The 21037-nt window shown below is 31.9% G+C and carries 16 protein-coding genes and 2 pseudogenes; 9 read left to right on the forward strand and 9 right to left on the reverse strand.

From position 1 onward, the window contains the following. Positions 1-352 precede the first annotated feature (352 nt). From HMPREF2930_RS10335 to HMPREF2930_RS10350, 4 genes are read left to right on the forward strand one after another with little or no spacing between them, the layout of a single operon-like run. Positions 353-1651 carry a betaine/proline/choline family ABC transporter ATP-binding protein gene (locus HMPREF2930_RS10335; protein WP_017174997.1) on the forward strand — a complete coding sequence of 433 codons (1299 nt, stop codon included), beginning with the start codon at positions 353-355 and terminating at the stop codon, positions 1649-1651. Next, positions 1651-2286, forward strand: coding sequence for an ABC transporter permease (locus tag HMPREF2930_RS10340; protein ID WP_017174996.1), 636 nt, complete (start codon positions 1651-1653; stop codon positions 2284-2286). Before HMPREF2930_RS10335 ends, HMPREF2930_RS10340 begins: the two co-directional genes overlap by 1 nt. 24 nt (positions 2287-2310) lie before the next feature. Next, on the forward strand, positions 2311-3249 hold the full coding sequence (locus HMPREF2930_RS10345) for an osmoprotectant ABC transporter substrate-binding protein (protein ID WP_017174995.1): 939 nt from the start codon (positions 2311-2313) through the stop codon (positions 3247-3249). Positions 3250-3251: 2 nt separating this feature from the next. Next, positions 3252-3929 (forward strand): ABC transporter permease, encoded by a 678-nt coding sequence (locus HMPREF2930_RS10350; protein WP_017174994.1) that lies wholly within the window; start codon positions 3252-3254, stop codon positions 3927-3929. A gap of 63 nt (positions 3930-3992) precedes the next feature. Here the strand turns inward: HMPREF2930_RS10350 and lrgB are convergent, their stop codons facing one another. From lrgB to HMPREF2930_RS10370, 4 genes are all read right to left on the reverse strand, one after another. Next, positions 3993-4694, reverse strand: coding sequence for an antiholin-like protein LrgB (gene lrgB, locus HMPREF2930_RS10355; RefSeq protein ID WP_002448343.1), 702 nt, complete (start codon positions 4692-4694; stop codon positions 3993-3995). Further along, positions 4694-5149: an antiholin-like murein hydrolase modulator LrgA gene (lrgA, locus tag HMPREF2930_RS10360; RefSeq protein ID WP_017174993.1), complete on the reverse strand. Its 456-nt coding sequence runs from the start codon at positions 5147-5149 to the stop codon at positions 4694-4696. The genes lrgB and lrgA overlap by 1 nt, the downstream gene beginning before the upstream one ends. A gap of 235 nt (positions 5150-5384) precedes the next feature. Beyond that, complete coding sequence (locus HMPREF2930_RS10365; protein ID WP_017174992.1) at positions 5385-6155, reverse strand: response regulator transcription factor LytR; 771 nt, start codon at positions 6153-6155, stop codon at positions 5385-5387. Beyond that, the gene (locus HMPREF2930_RS10370; RefSeq protein WP_017174991.1) at positions 6156-7910 is read right to left on the reverse strand and encodes a sensor histidine kinase; all 1755 of its coding nucleotides are present in this window, start codon (positions 7908-7910) and stop codon (positions 6156-6158) included. 264 nt (positions 7911-8174) lie between these two features. On the opposite strand from HMPREF2930_RS10370, the gene HMPREF2930_RS10375 reads away from it, so the two are divergent. From HMPREF2930_RS10375 to HMPREF2930_RS10385, 3 genes are all read left to right on the forward strand, one after another. After that, a complete protein-coding gene (locus tag HMPREF2930_RS10375; protein ID WP_017174990.1) occupies positions 8175-9575 on the forward strand; it encodes an MFS transporter in 1401 nt (466 codons plus the stop codon). A gap of 256 nt (positions 9576-9831) precedes the next feature. Beyond that, complete coding sequence (locus HMPREF2930_RS10380) at positions 9832-10764, forward strand: 2-dehydropantoate 2-reductase (protein WP_017174989.1); 933 nt, start codon at positions 9832-9834, stop codon at positions 10762-10764. Positions 10765-10864: 100 nt separating this feature from the next. Then, positions 10865-11338: a DUF1440 domain-containing protein gene (locus tag HMPREF2930_RS10385; RefSeq protein ID WP_017174988.1), complete on the forward strand. Its 474-nt coding sequence runs from the start codon at positions 10865-10867 to the stop codon at positions 11336-11338. A gap of 56 nt (positions 11339-11394) precedes the next feature. Here HMPREF2930_RS10385 and yidC read toward each other — a convergent pair whose 3' ends face one another. Both yidC and HMPREF2930_RS10395 read right to left on the reverse strand, forming a co-directional pair. Then, positions 11395-12237: a membrane protein insertase YidC gene (gene yidC / locus HMPREF2930_RS10390; protein ID WP_017174987.1), complete on the reverse strand. Its 843-nt coding sequence runs from the start codon at positions 12235-12237 to the stop codon at positions 11395-11397. A 549-nt stretch (positions 12238-12786) separates the two neighbouring features. Beyond that, positions 12787-13827 (reverse strand): serine hydrolase domain-containing protein, encoded by a 1041-nt coding sequence (locus HMPREF2930_RS10395; RefSeq protein WP_256278355.1) that lies wholly within the window; start codon positions 13825-13827, stop codon positions 12787-12789. A gap of 272 nt (positions 13828-14099) precedes the next feature. Between HMPREF2930_RS10395 and HMPREF2930_RS10400 the strand changes: the two are divergent. Then, positions 14100-15925, forward strand: a pseudogene (locus tag HMPREF2930_RS10400) (APC family permease). A 53-nt stretch (positions 15926-15978) separates the two neighbouring features. On the opposite strand, the gene HMPREF2930_RS10405 reads toward HMPREF2930_RS10400, so the two are convergent. Both HMPREF2930_RS10405 and HMPREF2930_RS10410 read right to left on the reverse strand, forming a co-directional pair. Continuing rightward, positions 15979-18075 (reverse strand): cation:proton antiporter, encoded by a 2097-nt coding sequence (locus tag HMPREF2930_RS10405; protein WP_017174984.1) that lies wholly within the window; start codon positions 18073-18075, stop codon positions 15979-15981. Between the two features lie 133 nt (positions 18076-18208). After that, the gene (locus HMPREF2930_RS10410; RefSeq protein WP_017174983.1) at positions 18209-19609 is read right to left on the reverse strand and encodes an amino acid permease; all 1401 of its coding nucleotides are present in this window, start codon (positions 19607-19609) and stop codon (positions 18209-18211) included. A 306-nt stretch (positions 19610-19915) separates the two neighbouring features. On the opposite strand from HMPREF2930_RS10410, the gene HMPREF2930_RS10415 reads away from it, so the two are divergent. After that, positions 19916-20728 carry a metallophosphoesterase gene (locus HMPREF2930_RS10415; RefSeq protein ID WP_017174982.1) on the forward strand — a complete coding sequence of 271 codons (813 nt, stop codon included), beginning with the start codon at positions 19916-19918 and terminating at the stop codon, positions 20726-20728. A 52-nt stretch (positions 20729-20780) separates the two neighbouring features. Here the strand turns inward: HMPREF2930_RS10415 and HMPREF2930_RS10420 are convergent. Next, a pseudogene (locus HMPREF2930_RS10420) lies at positions 20781-21037 on the reverse strand (hypothetical protein); the annotation flags it as partial.

Genomic DNA, 21037 nt, shown 5'->3' on the forward strand with positions numbered 1-21037 from the left:
ACACTTTAGAAAAATTTGACAATTTTTCGAACTTTAATTGTAGACAATATAAAAAAGTTGGAATGTACTATTTACAAAGAATAGTTGTATATAAGTAATGTTAAATTTAAAAACTTAAAAAAATAATTAGGTAAAAAAATTAATTATTACATATAAATAATGTTTCAAAAAATTATAAAGGGTATATAAGTATAGGTGGTGGAATTTTAACGATTTCTATTAAAATGCAATTTTTTAAAACTTTATTACGCAATGGCCATATGGTTCTTGATTGAGACAATCAAAAATAGAATACTTTGGCTTTTTTGTATTTAAAATTTTCCATCATTAATACGATAGAAGGGGACATCCTATGACGCTTAGTATAAAGAACCTTACTAAAATTTATTCTGGAAATAAGAAAGCAGTCGATAATATTTCTTTAAATATTGAAGCTGGAGAATTTGTTGCATTTATTGGAACAAGTGGTAGTGGTAAAACAACAGCATTAAGAATGATTAATCGCATGATTGAACCTACAGAGGGTTCAATTGAAATGAATGGTAAAGATGTACGTAACATGAATCCAGTAGAATTACGTCGTAGTATTGGATACGTGATTCAACAAATTGGATTAATGCCACATATGACTATCAGAGAAAATATTGTGCTCGTTCCAAAACTTTTAAAATGGTCTAAAGAAAAGAAAGATGCTAAAGCAAAAGAGTTGATTAAATTAGTCGATTTACCTGAGGATTACTTAGATCGTTATCCGTCTGAACTGTCGGGTGGACAACAACAACGTATTGGTGTAGTTAGAGCGCTTGCAGCAGAACAAGACATTATTTTGATGGACGAACCGTTCGGTGCATTAGATCCTATAACTAGAGATACGTTACAAGATTTAGTTAAAGATTTACAAAAAAAGTTAGGAAAAACGTTTATTTTTGTAACTCATGATATGGATGAAGCGATTAAGCTAGCAGACAAAATTTGTATTATGTCGAAAGGCCAGATCGTTCAATATGATACACCGGACAATGTTTTAAGATATCCAGCAAATGATTTTGTTAGAGAATTTATTGGACAAAATAGACTGATTCAAGATCGACCAAACATGAGAACGGTTGAAGATGCAATGATCAAACCAATTACTATTCAAGCTGACGATTCTCTTAATGATGCAGTCAATATTATGAGAACCCATCGTATAGACACTATTTTTGTAGTGAATAATAAACATCGTCTTTTAGGGTTTTTAGATATTGAAGATATAAATCAAGGATTACGTCAAGGTAAAGAATTAATTGATACGATGCAGCGTGATGTTTATAAAGTACATATCGATTCAAAACTACAAGATTCAGTGCGAACTATTTTAAAGCGTAATGTACGTAATGTGCCTGTAGTAGATGATCATGATACATTAATTGGACTGATTACACGAGCAAACTTAGTAGATATTGTGTATGACTCCATTTGGGGTGAAGAGAATGAAACGAGTCACTCTTCTAAAACCTATTCAAATGAAGTTGAGCGAGAGAATGAACGTCAAAATGAAACACAACAACGTTTAACAACACAAGGTACACAACGTTATCATGAAGATATTATGAACGGAACAGATAGAGAACATACCCATAATACGGATGATACGGGAGTGGATCGTTAATGAGAGACTTTTTTGCACAATACGGAGAAGAACTCGTATCGAAAACGATAGAACATTTCTATATTTCTATTATTTCGTTACTTATTGCTATTGTCGTAGCTGTACCACTTGGTATTTTATTATCAAAAACAAAACGTACGGCGAATGTTGTATTGACTATTGCAGGTGTACTTCAAACGGTACCAACACTTGCCATTTTAGCGCTTATGATTCCAATTTTTGGTGTAGGTAAGACACCAGCAATTGTAGCTTTATTTATCTATGTATTATTACCTATCTTAAATAATACAGTATTAGGAGTTCAAAATATTGATAAAAACATTATTGAAGCTGGAACAAGTATGGGGATGACAAAACTTCAATTAATGAAAGATGTGGAATTACCCCTTGCCTTACCATTAATTATTAGTGGTATACGTCTTGCAAGTGTATATGTCATTAGCTGGGCTACACTTGCGAGTTATATTGGTGCAGGTGGTTTAGGTGATTTAGTATTTAATGGCTTAACTCTCTATGAACCACCAATGATTATTAGTGCTACAATTTTAGTGACTTGCTTGGCACTGATTGTGGATTTCTTATTATCTTTAGTTGAAAAATGGGCTGTACCTAAAGGTCTTAAAGTATCTAGATAGTTTAAAAGGGAGGAATGAACAGCTATGAAAGATATTAAATATATATTTATCGTTCTTGCATTGTCTCTCGTAGTATTATCTGGATGCGGCTTACCCGGTTTAGGTGACAGTAATTCGAAAGACAGTGTGAAAATTACAGCGACTGAAAGTAGTGAAACCAAAATAGTAGCAAATATTGAGAAATTAATGATTGAACATTATACAAATGGAGATATCAAACCAATCATTATTGGAAATTTAGGTTCAAGTATTGTTCAACATAATGCACTTATGCGTGGAGATGCTAATATGTCAGCGGTGCGTTTTACAGGAACAGAGTTAACCAGTGTACTCGATGCACCCCCAACTAGAGATGCGAATAAAGCCATGGATGAGTCACAGCGATTATTTAAAAAGAAATATGATCAAAAATATTATCATTCACTTGGCTTTGAAAACACGTATGCGTTTATGGTAACAAAAGAAACTGCTGATAAATATCACTTAGAAAAAGTATCAGACTTAGAAAAATATAAAGATCAGTTACGCTTGGGTATGGATACTCAATGGATGAATCGTGCTGGAGATGGATACCCAGCTTTCCAAAAAGAGTATGGCTTTAAGTTCAAAAGTGCACGTCCAATGCAAATTGGTTTAGTGTATGATGCACTTAAAAACAAAAAATTAGATATTGCCGTTGGTTACTCCACAGACGGACGTATTGCGGCATATAATTTGAAAATCTTAAAAGATGACCGTAACTTTTTCCCTCCATATGATGGCAGTCCATTAGCCACAGAAGAATTAATTAAAGACCATCCAGAGATTGATAAAGCTTTAACAAAATTAGAAAATACAATAAGTACAAAAGAAATGCAAAAACTGAATTATGAAGCAGATGGAAAAGGAAAAGAACCAGCCGTCATTGCAGAAGAATTTATTAAAAAACATAACTATTTTGAAGATAAGAAAGGTGGTCAATAACAGTGAAAGGGAATGTGTTAAGTTCGCTTTATGAATATTACACTTTGAATTTTGGCTATCTGATGGAACTCTTTTTTAAACATTTATTAATGTCTATATATGGAGTATTGTTTGCATGTATTATTGGCATTCCAATTGGTATTTTAATTGCACGTTATTCAAAAATAGCATGGCCAGTGATTACTATTGCTAATGTTATTCAAACCGTGCCAGCCATTGCAATGCTTGCTATACTGATGTTGGCGTTAGGGCTCGGTCCATCAACAGTTGTATTTGCAGTGTTTTTATATTCCTTGCTACCGATTATTAAAAACACCTACACAGGTATGACAGAGGTTGACTACAATATTAAAGACGCAGGTAAAGGTATGGGAATGACTAATAACCAAGTTATGCGTATGATTGAGCTTCCACTATCGCTATCTGTAATCATCGGTGGTATTCGTATTGCACTTGTTGTAGCAATAGGAATTGTTGCTATTGGTTCATTTATTGGTGCACCGACGCTAGGAGACATTATTATTCGTGGAACGAATTCTACTGATGGTACAGTCTTTATTCTTGCAGGTGCGATTCCAATTGCATTAATTGCGATTTTAATTGATATTGGTCTACGTTTATTAGAGAAAAAATTAGATCCCACACATCGTTCTAGTAAACAAGTACAAAGTTTAAGATAAATTAAAAGCGTTGCTTAGACGATGACTAAGTTGTTACTTAGTTCGTCAGCAACGCTTTTTTTATTAGAATAATAGTGAAGCAAGTGGTGGTACGATTACAACAATAATCACACCTACAATTACTACTGCAATACTTCCCATTGATTCTTCTGTTTCTCCTAGTTCTTTAGCAGCGGCAACACCAAGTGTGTGTCCACTTGTACCAAGAGCTAAACCACGTGCAATTGGATTTGAAATTTTAAACATTTTTACAATTTTTCCACCTAATGCTGAAATAACGACAGCGTTAAGGATAACTGCTAATGATGTTAATTCTTTTACACCACCGATACCGTCAGATACTGGTAAGGCAATCGCAGTTGTTGCAGCTTGAGGTAACATAGACGCACTAATTTGATCACCTAAGTGGAATAATGTTGCAACTAAATAGATTAAGATTAAAGCTACTAGTGTACCCACAGCAATACCACCAAAAATTTGTAACCAATACTTTCTAAGTACTTGACGTTTTTTATAAAGTGGAATCGCGAAACTAATTGTTGCAGCTTCTAAGAAGAAGTTGATAATATCTCCACCAATTTTATAGTTATCATAACTAATACCTGTTACTTTTAAAAAGACAATTCCTGCCACCATCGCTACAAATAAAGGTGCCAGTAGGAAAAAGCCATTTGTTTTTTTATAGAAATATTGTGCAATAATATATGGAATTAATGAGACTAAAATACCAAAATAAGGTGTTGTAATACCTAAGTGATCAGCCATTAGTTTTCCTCCTTAAGTCGTGTTTTTTCATTTTGTTCTTCAGTAGGGAATAATGTTTTTGTTACAAATAATTGTGATACATAGCCCACACTGACTAATAATAATAATGTTGAAATAATAATTAATAGAATAATTAAAATTGGATGTTGACTTAAAAGTGGTAACGAATTAATAACTGATACACCGGCTGGTACGAATAAGAAGCCGATATTATTTGTTAGAGCGGTTCCCACACCCTCTACTTGACGTAATTTTACGACTCCTGAACTTAATAAAATAAATAATAATACGAGTCCGATTACCGATGCAGGCATTGGAAACGGAATAAATGATTCAATAATTTTTGAAACAAATAATACAGCAACAATAGTTAATACTTGGATAAAGAAATTGTAAGTTTTACCTGCTTTCTTATTTCCTTGAGTATTAGCGGTAGTTGAATTGTTTTTCGCCATATTGATACTCTCCCTCTTTTTCTTTTCTCTTTATGTTAGTATAAAATGAAACCGCTTTCTTGAGTTAGATTTAGAAGTGAGTTACGAAAATTAATAGGTGAGTTGCAGTATTTTCCAGTTGAAAATCAGAAAGTGTTTATAGAACAATAAATGAACTATGATGGCATTAAAAAAGCTCTTAATCTAACACTTGATCATATGAAGTGTTAGGTTAAAAGCTAACTTAGAATATATATTAAGCAAGACCAATTTCTTGTTTAAATGATTTCATAAATGAACGACTAACTTGAAATTTAACATTCGTTGTCATTGTCACTTGATACGTATAATTAAACCAGTGTTCGACACTTTCGATATACTGCTTGTTAATAATCGTAGCTCTATGAATTTTTATAAACAACTGCTTAGGTAATTTCTTCTCATAATAATTGAGCGGTTCTGTCGTTTCATATGTTTTTTTTAAAGTCGTAATAGTCGAAATTCCATTGTTCACAGAAATTGCAACAATATCGTCTAAATTGATGACATAAATACGCTCATCCACTTCGATAGGAAGTACACTTTGATGATTAGTATAAGAAGAAGTATTCGTTTGTGATTGTGGAGAGTGGATAGGGTCTGACAATGTTTGAATCTGTTGTTTAGCGTTTAATAATCGTTTTACTTTTTGAACTGCTTGTTCAATTCGTTCTAATTCAAAAGGTTTTAATATATAATCAACTGCATCTAATTCAAATGCTTTTACTGCAAACGTATCATGTGCCGTAGCAAAAATGATATAAGGGGGTTGTTTCATTTTTCGAATTTTATGAGCTAAATCAATCCCATTTTCATCCATTAAATTAATATCTAAAAACACTAAATCATAGGTGTGACAGAGCAGTTTTTCTAAAGTGTCTTCAATATTTTCAGCTTCATCGATTATTTCGAAATCAGATATTTCATTTAATAAGTAATGTAATTCATTACGTGCTAATGGCTCATCGTCAACAATAAGTGTCCTCATTTAACGTTCCTCCTTGATTAAATGATATGGAATCATACAGGATACTGTTGTTCCGTGCTTAGATGTATCAAAGTGTAATTTTGCATTAGAACCATATAAACCAGTGAGACGGCGATTTAAGTTTTCTAGTGCACTACCAGTTCCAGTTTCTGAAGCCACACTGATTTGTCCAAGTGAGGGTAATTTTTCAGGCGCTATACCATGTCCATTATCACTAACTGATAGTTTTAATGAGGCTTCTTTGTATTGAACGTCTACACAAATAATGTTATCTTTTCGTCGATGTTTGAATGCGTGTTTAATTGCATTTTCCACCAAAATTTGAATGATGAATGGTGGAATTAATACTTGTTTATAGGCATCATCAATATGATATTTAATTGTAAATCGATCTGGAAAACGTGCTTGCTCTAATGATAAATATGCTTTGACTTGTTGTAATTCTTTTTCTAAAGTAATCGTGCTATTACGCGCACCTTGTAAGTTTGATCTGAAAAATTGACTCAATTGCAAAAGTAACTTGCGTGCTTTTTCACTGTCAATACGTACAAGTGCTGAAATGGTGTTAATCGCATTAAAGAAAAAGTGTGGATTAACTTGAGCTTGTAGAGACTTAATTTCAGCATCTCGTAATAATTTACTTTGCGTTTCGGCCAGTCCCAGTTCTAATTGACTTGAAAAAATATCTGCTAAACCCCGAGCAAGTTGTTTAGTTGATGTCGTAATATGATTATAGTCTGTAAAATAAAATTTTAAAGTACCTGCGACGTTTCCATTCGTCATTAAGGGCACAACGATAGCTTCTCGAAGTGGACAATTCGGATTATTACATCCAATGTCCTCTTTTGAATTGGCTTCTTTTAATTGGCCTGTACGTATGACTTCTTTAGATAAATTAGTAATGATTTCTTTTTTAGCGACATGATGATCACTACCCGCGCCTACGTGTGTTAAAATATCGGTTTTATTAGTAATTGCCACAGCAGATACTTTCATTAGCCTCAGTATAATTTCAGCTACAGGACGAGCAGATTTTTCATTTAATCCTGAACGAAAATAAGGTAGTGTTTTGTTTGCTAATTCAAGGACGTCATGAGTTTGAATTGCACGTGTTTGCTCTTCTTGTTTTAAAGTAGATAGAATAATAGATAAAAATAACGCAGTTCCAATACTATTAATTAATATCATCGGTAAAGCAATAAATTTTACCAATGCCCAAGCATTAGAAACATCATCAGCAAAAATTAAAATACAAGCCATCTGAATACTTTCGTTTATTAATCCAATCATGGCACCTATTAAAACAGTTGGATAGCGATTATGTCTCATGGTGCGATATCCATAAAATCCAGAAATTAATGCAATGATGACTGATGAAAATAGGTAAATATAAGCATTTGCGCCACCAATGAGGATTCGTGATAAGCCCGAGATAATACCAACGATAATCGCTACAAAAGGACCACCAATTAAACCAGACATTCCAATCGTTAATACCCGTGTATTCGCAAGTGACGTTTCATTATTTAGATGATAGTAAATATTACTAGAAATAATTTTGCCATGCTCAATTTCAATTCCAGTAAAGTTAGAAATAATTGCGAATAATGAAAATAAGATGGTGAGTTCTATTTGAGCACGTAATTTTTCACGTGCACTCATAATCGTCTTGAAGTGATTAATATTCATTAAAATGTAAGCAATAATAATAATTAAGCCTACACGTTCAAGTAATAAAATAAATAAATTAAACATTTTTGCACCTATTAAGTATATTAATAAAATTCAAAATTTTTACTACACTTTTTATTATAGTATGGAAAATTTAAAGTTGATAGTTTAAAATGTTCACTTATAAATACTTAGCACTTAATTTATATTAAATGATAATTTATTTTGGAAAATAATATTTAAAAAGAAAAAAAGATTTTTATATCCCATTATAGTAAGCTATGATAAAATTTTAATGTAGTTTAAAATTATATAGTTTTTGGGCAAGGTAGGAGGAATTTTTTTATAATGGAGTCTTCAAAAGAATTTAAGGGAGATAATCGGTTACTCGTTGGAATTATTATTAGTGTATTAACATTTTGGTTGTTTGCGCAATCGTTACTTAATATTGTGCCAACACTACAATCATCATTTAATACCGATTTGGGTACCATTAATATTGCAGTGAGCTTATCTGCCTTATTTTCTGGTTTGTTTATTGTAGGTGCTGGAGATGTTGCTGATAAATTTGGTCGCGTCAAAATGACTTATTTGGGACTAGGCTTAAATATCATTGGTTCATTATTATTGATTATTACACCAGTTCCATGGTTATTACTGATTGGACGTGCTTTGCAAGGTTTATCAGGTGCATTCATTATGCCATCAACTCTTGCGATAATTAATGAATATTACATAGGAAAAGAAAGACAACGTGCATTAAGTTTTTGGTCTATTGGCTCATGGGGCGGAAGTGGAATATGTTCATTGTTCGGTGGATTTATCGCTTCAACAATAGGATGGCAATGGATTTTTATTATTTCTATTGCTTTGTCAATACTTTCATTTTTCTTAATTAAACACACGCCAGAAACAAAAAATGAACCAGATACGGATACAGACAATAGCGGTTCAAAATTTGATTTTATAGGTTTGATTTTATTAGTTATTACATTATTAAGTGTCAATGTGATGGTAACACAAGCTTCTGATCGTGGATTATTATCACCTGTCATTCTATCGTTATTTGGAATATTTTTAATTGCTGGTATATTCTTTGTTCTTCGTGAATTTAAAACTGAGAACCCACTTGTTGATTTTAGTTTATTTAAGAATAAAGGATATAGTGGTGCTACACTTTCAAACTTCATGCTAAATGGAGTAGCAGGTGGTACGCTTATCGTAGTAAATACATATTACCAAAGTCATTTAGGTTTCACTTCATTACAAGCAGGTTTAATCTCTATCACTTATTTAGTAGCAGTGCTTGTAATGATTCGTGTAGGTGAAAAACTATTACAAAAATTAGGTGCTAAAAAGCCATTGCTTATAGGTAGTGGATTTACATTTTTAGGGTTACTACTTTTATCCCTCACCTTCTTACCTAATTTGTTTTATATTATTTCAAGTATTATTGGTTACCTACTATTTGGTATTGGGCTTGGTATGTATGCCACACCATCTACAGATACAGCAGTTGATCAAGCGCCAGATGATAAAGTGGGTGTTGCCTCTGGATTGTATAAAATGGCTTCATCACTAGGAAATGCATTTGGTGTAGCTTTATCAAGTACGATTTATGGTGTTTGTGCAGCGAAAATGAATTTAGAACTTGGTGGTTTAGCGGGCGTACTCTTTAATGCCATCATCGTTTTAACTGCTTTCTTTGTCATTTTCTTCTTAATTCCAAATAAAGCTAAACGTGCTTAATTAAAACTGGATATTAATAAAATTTAAATCTGAGGTGCGAATAGAGTACCTCAGATTTTTTATATTGAATAAAAGAATAAATGTAAACATAATAATGAGTACTTATACAGGGGGATAATGACTTCTACGTCAATTATTGAAAAATAAAAAAAGTTCTAAATTTATCAAATTATTTAGAATATTCTGTTTATATTATTGACGATACTTTATTAAAGTAGTATTTTAAAAATAATATTAAAAGAAGGAGTCGAATATTATGAAAATAGCAATTGCTGGTTCAGGAGCGTTGGGAAGTGGTTTCGGTGCAATGTTATATCGCCAAGGTAATGATGTGACACTCATTGATGGTTGGGAGCCACAAGCAACAGCTGTAAAACATGAAGGTTTACATATTGATATAAATGGAGAAGACTATCATTTAAATATTCCTATGTATCAAGATACAAAAATACCAAGTGATCTTCAATTTGATATTGTATTTTTATTTACAAAAGCTATGCAACTTGAGAGCATGCTAACACATATCCAGCCACATATTCATGATACAACAATTATGGTTTGTACAATGAATGGTCTAAAACATGAAGAACGTATTGTAAATTATGTAGATAAATCACGTATTGTTCGTGGTGTAACTACGTGGACGGCCGGCTTAGAATCACCTGGACATACTCATTTAATGGGTAGTGGTCCAGTAGAGATAGGTTCTCTTGTGCCAGAGGGACAGAATAATGTTGAAGTGATATATAATCTATTAGAACAAGCGAAGCTCAATCCACATAAAAGTGAAGACTTGCAACAATCTATTTGGAAGAAGATTTGTGTAAATGGGACAGCAAATGCGCTATGTACAATTTTAGAATGTCGTTTATCAACATTAAATGAAAGTGAATATGCAAGAAAACTTGTATATGACATTACTAAAGAGATAGTAGAAGTTGCTACTGTTGATGGTGTACATTTAAATGCAGATGAAGTCTATCATTATCTTATCGATTTAAATGATAAAGTAGGTCCACATTTCCCATCAATGTATCAAGATTTGATTAATAATAATCGACGTACTGAAATTGATTATATTAACGGAGCAGTGGCTCGCTTAGGTTCAGAACATCATATCGATGCGCCAATTAATCAATTTGTAGCGAATATGGTACATGCCAAAGAAGAGCAACGTCAAGCTAAGTAAATAGAATGCAAAAGTGAGTTAAAAGTGATTAACTCACTTTTTAATTTGTAATCATTAAGGGTAAATATAATATATAGTGAGATAAGGAGTTGTGAAATTAATGAAACAATCAACGAAAAGAGTTATCATGACGGGCGTTATTGGCGGATTATTAAGTGGTGCAGTTAAAATGGGATGGGAAGCACTCATCCCTCCTAGAACGCCACAACGTGAAGAAGAACCACCACCAATGACATTACTGCATAAATTGAATTTACCTGACAATGTTAAACATGCTACGTACCGTTATAACGAGAACGATATACCTATAACTGTCATGGGTATTCATTATGGCTTTTCAATTGCAAATGCTATGGTATATGGATTACTTGCTGAAAAGTGTCCAAAAGTGGCGACATTAAGAGGTACATTCTTCGGTATTTTGATTCATATTGCTTTTCATGAATATATACTGCCTAAATTAAATCTAACACCACAAGTTAAAGATTTACCTAAAGAAGAACGCATTTCAGAATTATTAGGTCATATTGTTTGGATGAATACGATTGATTTAATACGAAATAGTCATCGATAAATAAAAAAGGAAGCGCGTGATAGTCACGCGCTTCCTTTTTGATATAATTGATCTTATCAATGGTTAGAAGTGCTTGAGGATGTTTCTGAAGTAGTTTGACGCTTTGTTTCTATGCGTTGTCTTAATTTTTCTCCCTCAATTTTACCCACTTTCGCATAATGGCTATGAGCAAAATGCATTTGAATAATTAAAAACGTTGCACTTATAGCCCAATATACACTTAACGCTGATGCTGAATGTAATGATGCATAAGTAATAAATAAAGGGGATAAGACCATCATGACATAATAAGATCGACGTTCATTTTTAGGATAATGAATTGAGTTGACAAGAGGTTGTATAAAATACATCACAGCTGCAATGATGGTCATGATTATGTCAGTATGCATTAAATTAAACCATAAAAAATGAGGATGCTGAGTAATACCACCACTTGTTGGATATTTAATTGATGTGTATAATCCGAGAAGAATTGGAATTTGAATTAAAATTGGAAATGTGCCAATTAAATTTTTAAAAGGATTGATTCCATACTCATTATATTTTTTCATTAATAATTTATTTGCTGCACGTCGTTCTTCAGGCGATTGAGCTTCTTTAATTTTTTCTTGGATTTTATTAATTTCTGGTTTTACGACATCTGTTTTGCCACGAATAACATGAATATTTTTTACTTGAATACACATGAGTGGCATCAGTATTAAACGCAATATAAATACAATGACGATAATAGCTAAACCATAGTTTTCATTGAATGTATGTCCTAAGAAATGAAGTAAAGCATCCATCGGTTTTACAAATATAGTATAAAATAGGCCGTGTTGTTCTTCTTTATGAGAATAGTCACAACCTGCAAGCATTATTAAGGCCATCGGTAATAAGAACCATTTCTTTTTCATATTTAAACTCCTATACACTGGTCTTTAATAATCTTAGTCTTAGTGATATAAGCTTAACATAATAATGAAGAAAAGAAGAAATACATGTTTTAATAGATTATATTGGTCGTTTGGATCGCGTTATGATGTTTAGGATAAAATAACTCCATAGACTTGTCAGTAATAAGACGAAGCTAAATAATGTTATTTTCGCTTGTAATGGTAACCATGACATCATAAAACGCCAATCAGAATTTGATAATAAGAGTGTTGGAAGTAAGTGGAGAATCGCTAAAATAAGTGTAAAAGTTAACAGCATCATACTTATTTTGATGAGTAATCCACGAGACAACGTTTTAAAATGAATAGACTTAAATTTAAAAATTAAACGATAGATTATTAGAAAAACACTTGCTACAGCTATTAGCAAAATAATAGTGATGATGATAAATAGGATATTCCACTGATTAATAAGATATTGTAACGTTTTAATATGTTGACCATTACTCATTTGTGTATTGAGATGCTGTGCAAGTTCGGCTACATTTTTTGAATAGCTATTAGCAAGGACTACAATGCCATAATCTTTTTTGGATTTAAAATAATATATGAAGAATAGTTTTCAAGTGTACCAGGATGATATACAATTGTTTCTGAATGATTATCATCAATAAACCAACCTGTTGCATAGTGAACGTCTTGAGAATTATCTATTGCTTTAACTTTAGGTTGATGTGTTAGTTGAACTAATGATGCTACCTTTTTTGGCGGATTAAGTTGAAACTTCAACCAAGAGGCTAAATCTTTCGTGTTAGTCATCATATAGGCAGCTGGATTATCTCCTAAATTAAATTCAGGACTATCAGCATAAGCTTTTCCTTTTTTGATTACATACCCTTGAGCATCATTGTTCTTTTTCATATTACTTTCCTTTACAGTTGATTGTGTCATATGTAATGGAGTGAAAAGATGTGTGCTTAAGTAAGTCGCATATGATTGATGTGAAGCCTTTTGAACAATCAAACCTAAAATATCATAATTCATATTGGAATATTCAAATTGCTTGCCAGGTTTAGCATCTAAGTTACGTCCTTTGATACTATGAACAAGGCCTTCTAGACTGTTTGTGTCTTTTGTGATTTTGTCATCATTTGTGATGTCTCCTGAAATACCACTTGTTTGAGCAATCAATTGATCTACTGTGATATCTACTTTTTTATGATTATATTTCATATAGAAACTTGGAATATAATGACTGACTTTATCATTGAGATTGATTTTATGTGCCTCAACAAGTTGCATTATTGCATAACCCGTAAATGCTTTGGTATTTGAAGCAATTTCAAAACGCGTATTTGGTGTGACTTTGGATTTCTTTTTAATATTTGAAAAACCATAGCCTTTATTAAGAATCGTCTTATTATTTTTTACAATAAGAATGGACATTCCTGGAATATGATCGTCTTTCATTTTATTAACAATCATGTTATCGATATAACTTTGTGACGATGGACTAAACATTGAATAACTAGGTTTTAATTTAATAGCTATGGAAAGAATAATGATTCCTACTAATAAAATCATCCCAAGCATGATAAAATTTTTTCTCATTTTCCCTTACTTCCTTACTTAATACTCCTTAAAATTAAACCTCTAAAAATAGTATAGCAAGTTTAAACTTAAACCGCTCTATACAAATATTAAATACTGTTGATACCTCTTTATAACTATTAAAAAAAGATATACTCTAAAAATATAATTGTAAAAAGTTACTTAAAATGTAATTTATACTATATTATTTCCACGTAAATGTATACTTTTTCACTAAATAGGAGTATATTTTATCCATTAAAAATGAATATAAAAAGAGGTAAGGATGGATTATGTTCACTCAATTTAAAAGACTTATTATTGGTAAGCCAAAAAAAATAGAGACTTAAAAAATGAAAAAATAAGTAACTTTAAGGCTTTAGCAATTTTATCTTCTGACGCATTATCTTCAGTAGCTTATGGTCCAGAACAGATTTTAATTACTTTATCTATGGTTGGCGCTATTGCATCTTGGTATACATTACCTATTGCGGCTGCTGTTTTAGTGCTACTTGCAGCATTGATTCTATCATATCGTCAAATTATATATGCTTATCCTAAAGGCGGAGGAGCGTATATGGTTTCTAAAACAAATTTAGGAGAAAAATGGGGATTGCTTGCAGGTGGCTCTTTATTAGTAGACTATATTTTAACCGTCGCAGTAAGCATTTCATCAGGTGCGGATGCTTTTGTTGCAGCATTTCCAGGGTTATATCACTATAAAGTATTCATTGCATGTTTATTGGTACTATTTATTCTAATAATGAATTTACGTGGTTTAACAGAGTCAGCAACTGTGCTCTCTTATCCAGTTTATTTATTTATAATTGGATTAATAGTCATGATTGTTATTGGAACATGGCAAGTGGCAACCGGACAAGCAGAACCTCATATGCAGGCGACAGTAGGAACCGCAGTGCCAGGTGTCACATTATTTTTATTACTTAAAGCATTTTCTTCAGGTGCATCATCTCTAACAGGTGTAGAAGCCATTTCGAATGCAGTAACAAACTTTAAAGATCCTGGATCTAAAAATGCAGTTAAAACGTTAATTACTATGGGAATGATATTAGCTTTCTTACTTGTAGGTATTGTGGGATTAGCATATTGGTATGGTATTATGCCACAGACTGAAACAACTGTATTATCTCAACTTGCAATGAATATTTTAGGGCATAATGTAGGATATTATTTTGTACAAGTAACGACTGTCATGATTCTTGTCCTTGCAGCTAATACTGGATTCACAGCTTTTCCAATGTTAGCTGCAAGTATGTCAAAAGATAAATATATGCCACGTATGTTTAACGTAAGAGGAGACCGTTTAGGTTATTCAAATTCAATTATTACATTAGGCATTTGTGCAATGTTGCTTATTATCTTTTTCCATGGTAAAACTGAAAATCTTATTCCTTTATATGCAGTAGGTGTGTTTATTCCATTTACACTAGCTCAATATGGAATGGTTTTAAAATGGATTCGTGGTCGTGAAAAAGGATGGTCTACTAAACTTATTGCAAATGCTATAGGGGGTACTATTACTTTTATCGTATTTATGATTTTCTTAATTACGAAATTTAACCAAGTATGGCCAATCTTAATTTTTTTACCGATTGTTGTATATATATTTACGCGTATTAATAGACATTACAAGGATATTGCTGAGCAACTTAGCACAACTAAAATTGTTCAAGATATGCCAGTGGTCGATAAAAATCTAGCGATTGTACCCGTTAATACGATCACTACAGCATTAAATAAATCTATTTATTATGCACATATGATTGCAGATGATGTGATTGCTGTACATGTATCTTTCGGAGATCAAACTGATAATTTATTTATTGAAAAATGGAATAAACAATATCCAGATATTAGACTAGTGACGTTACACTCAGAATATCGCAGTGTCATTCGTCCGATTTCTCGATTTATCGATAAAATTAATAAAAAAGCGAATGATCAAAACTATGTCATCACAGTGGTTGTCACTGAATTTATTCCTAAAAAACCATGGCATAACTTTTTACACAATCAAACGAGTTTGCGATTAAAAATGCATTTATTCTATCAAAAAAATGTTATTTTAGCGACGGTTCCTTATAAATTACAAAAGTAGAAGAAAATAAAAAGAACTCGAGAGATACAGGTCTCTTGAGTTCTTTCTATATATTAATGATTTAATTCCTTGGCAAGTACAATTTCATTATAGTTAATATTTTCACGTAATTGTGCGGCAATTTCATTTGTAACTTTATTTCTAGAAATCAATTCATCTAAAATTTGACGTTGAGTATACAATGCATCTAATTTGGCATCATATTGTTGTTGAGTATTTAATTCATACATGAATTTATTTTCCTCACTTTGACGTTTTCGATTATGATGTTGTCTTAACTTACGTGATAATGCATAATATTGGTTGATAATTAAACTGACTTCGAGAACATTTGTGCTATTTTGTTCTTCTTGAAGTCTTAAAGTCACCTGACGATTAACAATACGTATGATGTGTTGTACTTTTTTAAAGTTATGTCTTAATTCTTTTCTGTCAGTATAGCGTTGTTGTTCAAATGATGATTGATTCACACTTTTACGTGAATCTTTTCGCGCTTTAAATCTAAGTATGATTAACTTACTAAAACGATTCAATTTCTCAATAAAAGACATTTCTCTAAATGATTGTGTTAATTCCATTACTTTGCGATAATCACTTAAATCTTTTTTAGTAATACGCTCCTGTTTAATTAACTGTTGAAGCGTCTCAGTTTCAACATCTTCTGCAATGTCTCTTAATCGATGTAATTCTTTCGTATTTTTATCATCACTTTCCATGTCGATTAAAAATGATAATTCATTAAAATATTGATTCAGAATAGGTCGATAATCAATATCTTTGTGTGTATCTGCTTTTTCTTTTAATGTGCGAATAACATGTTGAATCATGAAAATTTTAGCTGATTGATAACTCATACCTTTGAAGTGTGATTGTTGTTCGGATGGCGTAATGAATGGAAGGATCATTTGTGCAAAAATTAAACTGATAAGTACCATCATTGAAGCAATAAAGAGTAAATCATTTCTATGATCAAAGTTTTGATTGCCGTTAATAATGAATGGTAATGTTAACGCCATTGACAATGAAATCGTTCCATGAATGCCACACAAGGTCATAATAAATGCATAACGACTCCGTTTTGGTGGTTGTGTTTCTTCTTCTTCATCGAGATATGCTTCAACATTTTTTGGATAGTAAAAATCTTTGAACCAAACATAGACCCAAATAAATCTAAAGATATAGATGGCAAATGCTATGAGGAATGCCACCACAATTAGAAAAACTAAATTTTGTGGTTCATTACGTACAATTTCTAAAATAACTTCTGGCACAATATATCCTAAAACGACGAAGACAAAGCCATTTAATGCATAACTTAATGTATTCCAAATTTGATTGTAGTTCATTTGTAATTCAGTTTGGGCACGAATGAGACGATCTCGTTCTAAACCATGAATTAACCCAGCTACCACAACTGCAATAATCCCAGAAGCATGGACTTCTTCTGCAATAAAATAAATGACAAAAGGAGTAAGCAATTGGATGAAAGTCAATGTATTACTATCTTTTAAACCTTTATTAGACGTGAGGTAAACACGTAAACTGACGACTAAAGCACCAATTATTGCACCTACTAAAATACCAAGAAATGTTGAGAGTAAAAACTGACCAATTGCATTCATAGCTGAAAAACTACCTGTTACCAGAGCAGTGACTGCAATTTTAAAAGAAATAATACCTGCAGCATCATTTAATAGAGACTCTCCTTCTAAAATTGCCATAGACCCCTTGGGTAATACTTTACCTTTAGTAATGGCTGATACAGCAACTGCATCTGTCGGACATAAAATAGCTGCAATAGCAAAAGCAGCTGGCATCGGTAAATTAGGCCAAATCCAATGAATGAAAAAGCCAACCCCAATCACAGTTGTAAATACTAATCCCATGGCCATAAGCACGACAGGTTTTCGGTATTCTAAAAGCTTTTCTCTAGAAACATGTGTCCCTTCCACAAATAAGAGTGGGGCAATGACAGCCATCATAAAAACTTCTGGTTCAAATTTAAAATGTAGTGGAATGGGTAAGATGAATAGCGCTACACCTAAGGCAATTTGAATGAAAGCTGTTGGAATGTTGGGGAAGCGATGATAAATAATAGAACTAATGATAACGGCAAGTATAAATAATAAAAAAGCTTCTAACAATTCCATATGTATTGTGACTCCTTTCTTTTTTAAATACTTAATATTTTACCATGATTAAAAAATAATAAGAAATTTTAGTATATGTCATTCTTAAGACATAGAAAAGCGAAACTGAATTCAGTTCCGCTTAATAAAATATCTAATGATTGATTGATTCTCGAGGTTGCTGACGTGTTTTTTCAGCTAAATATTCAGCATTTTTCTTATACTTTTTATAGAACAAGAATAAGAATATAAACCAAACTGGTGAAATAAATATGGCTACTCTCGTATCAGCACTAAAGAACAATAACACAAATACAAACAAGAAAAATGCAAGAATAACATAAGCCAGTGCTTTACCGCCTAGAAGTTTAAATTTATTGTGTTTATGTTCTTCAGGATTTTTTCGTACATATATAATGTAAGAAATAATAATCATTGCCCAAACAACTATAAATAATACAGTTGAGAGTGTAGTGACATAAATAAATAATTGAATTGCATCTGGAAAGATAAAATTTAATAATGCGGCTAAAAGTAATGTTCCAGAAGATACAAGCATTGATAAGTAAGGCACACTATGATGATTTGTCTTACTTAACATTTTGGGTCCTAGTCCTTGTTTAGATAATCCAAATAAAATACGACTATTTGAATAAATACCACTGTTCGTTGCAGAAGCGGCTGCTGTTAATACGACAAAGTTAACAAGTCCTGCTGCAAAAGGTAAGCCAATCATACTAAATAACATTACAAATGGACTTGCATCAGGGTTAATCTTATTCCAAGGAATCACTGACATGATCACAAGTAAGCCTCCCACATAGAATAATAAAATTCTAACAGGTACATTATTAATTGCTTTTGGAATCACTGTGCGAGGATCCTTAGTTTCTCCAGCTGTAACACCTATTAGTTCAATACCGATAAATGAGTAGACAGCAATTTGGAATGACATTAAAAATCCAGCTGGTCCATTTGGAAAAATACCACCATGATTTACAAGATTACTAAAAGACGCATGTCCATATGATGTTTTAAATGAAAAGAAAATCATAACTAAGCCAACGATAATCATAGCAATAATAGTAATAATTTTTATAATAGAGAACCAAAATTCTAACTCTCCAAATAATTTTGCACCAAGCATATTAAATGAAATAAGTAAGAGTACGATAAATAATACAGTTAGCCAGTGAGGAACGTTTGGAAACCAAAAACTAAAATATTGTCCCATTGCCGTTAAATCAGACATACTTGAAACAATCCAAGATAACCAATATGTCCAACCAATGACAAAACCACCGAATGGTCCCAAATATTCGTTGGCAATATCTACAAATGAATTGAAACGTGTATTACTAAGTAATAATTCTCCAAGTGCTCTCATGAAAGCAAATAACACTATACCAATAATTAGATAGGTGATTAGTAGGGATGGCCCTGTTAACGAAATCGTTTGTCCAGAACCTAAAAATAATCCTGTGCCAATAGCACCACCAATTGCAATTAATTGAATGTGTCTATTACTTAATTCTCTTTCTAACTGTCTTGCCATAGACTTCCCCCTCAGAAAGCCACACGATAATTACGTAAGCGCTTTCTTTAAATTTTAAAAACTTGTTTAACAAAGTGGAAAAGAGTGAAGATCAATTTGTAATTAATTAGAATATTCAGATTTTTAAAAGTTTACTTTTTTAAATTTTGTTAAATATGTAACTTTGTTAAAAGTTAATTTTATTATACTCTTAATTTTCAAAAAAACAAATGTGTGTATACAACTATGAAAAACAGAATAATTTATATTTATAATAATCTATGGCATAATAGATAAAATTTAAAAATGTATTAGAGGAGTAGAGGAATGAGAATCGGAGCGATTTCTGATCTACATATAGACAGACATCCTAAACTAAAATCAAATGTATATCTAGAAACATTGATTAAAGTAGTTCAACATAGAGAGATTGACTTACTATTAATTGCAGGAGATATTTCGAATTATTTTAGAGATAGCTATCAATTTATTAAAGATTTAAAAACTGCTTTACATATTCCCATATTATTTGTTCCAGGAAATCATGATTATTGGAAAGCAGAGGATGGAACGACATCTCAAGATATTTATGATTTTTATAGAACAAAGCCAGAGTGTTTGTTGGATCATCCATATGTAATTAATGATAATTGGGCTATTGTAGGCCATACTGCTTGGTATGATTACAGTTACGCTGATAAAAAGTTTGAAGAAACTCGATTAAAAAAAGGGAAATATTATGGGGCCACTTGGCAAGATAAAGTGAAAATCGATTGGGATGAAGATGATACGATTTTATCCAAAAAGGCGGCTAAGCATGTTAAACAAGCATTGGAGCAACTTCAAGATAAACAAATTATTTTAATGACACATATTGTGACACATTCTAAATTTGTAGTACCTACCCCTCATCGTATTTTTGATTTTTTCAATGCATTTATAGGTACATCAGATTTCGACCGATTATATCAACAGTTTCCGATTAAATACAGTATTATGGGGCATGTTCATTTTCGTAAATCTTTAGTAGAAAATAATATAACCTTTTTATGTCCTTGTTTAGGTTATAAAAGAGAATGGCGAACAGCAGATATATATTCAGAAATGAATCATGCATTAATAGACTTTGTAATAGAATAAAAAAAGAGCAAGAAACGACGTTCAGAAGGCAGTCGCTTTTTGCTCTTTTAATTTATGGTTTTACATAGATACATTTTTTACCAGGGGCGTTAAAGCTACGCTCCATGAATTCTTTTTTAATTTTTATAATCTGGAAGCGATTAGGTACTAATGCAGGCACAATTATTTTTCTTAAAAAGTGACTCCATAAAGGATCAATATAATAGTAATGTGTGTCGTCATATCCAATAAGTAATGTAACGTGAATGTTAGACACAAGCTGACGCGTGTGGTTATCAAATTTAAACGTTTTACGTGAAGGTTTTTGAC

Source organism: Staphylococcus sp. HMSC068C09, from assembly GCF_001813735.1.
Lineage (GTDB): Bacteria > Bacillota > Bacilli > Staphylococcales > Staphylococcaceae > Staphylococcus > Staphylococcus hominis.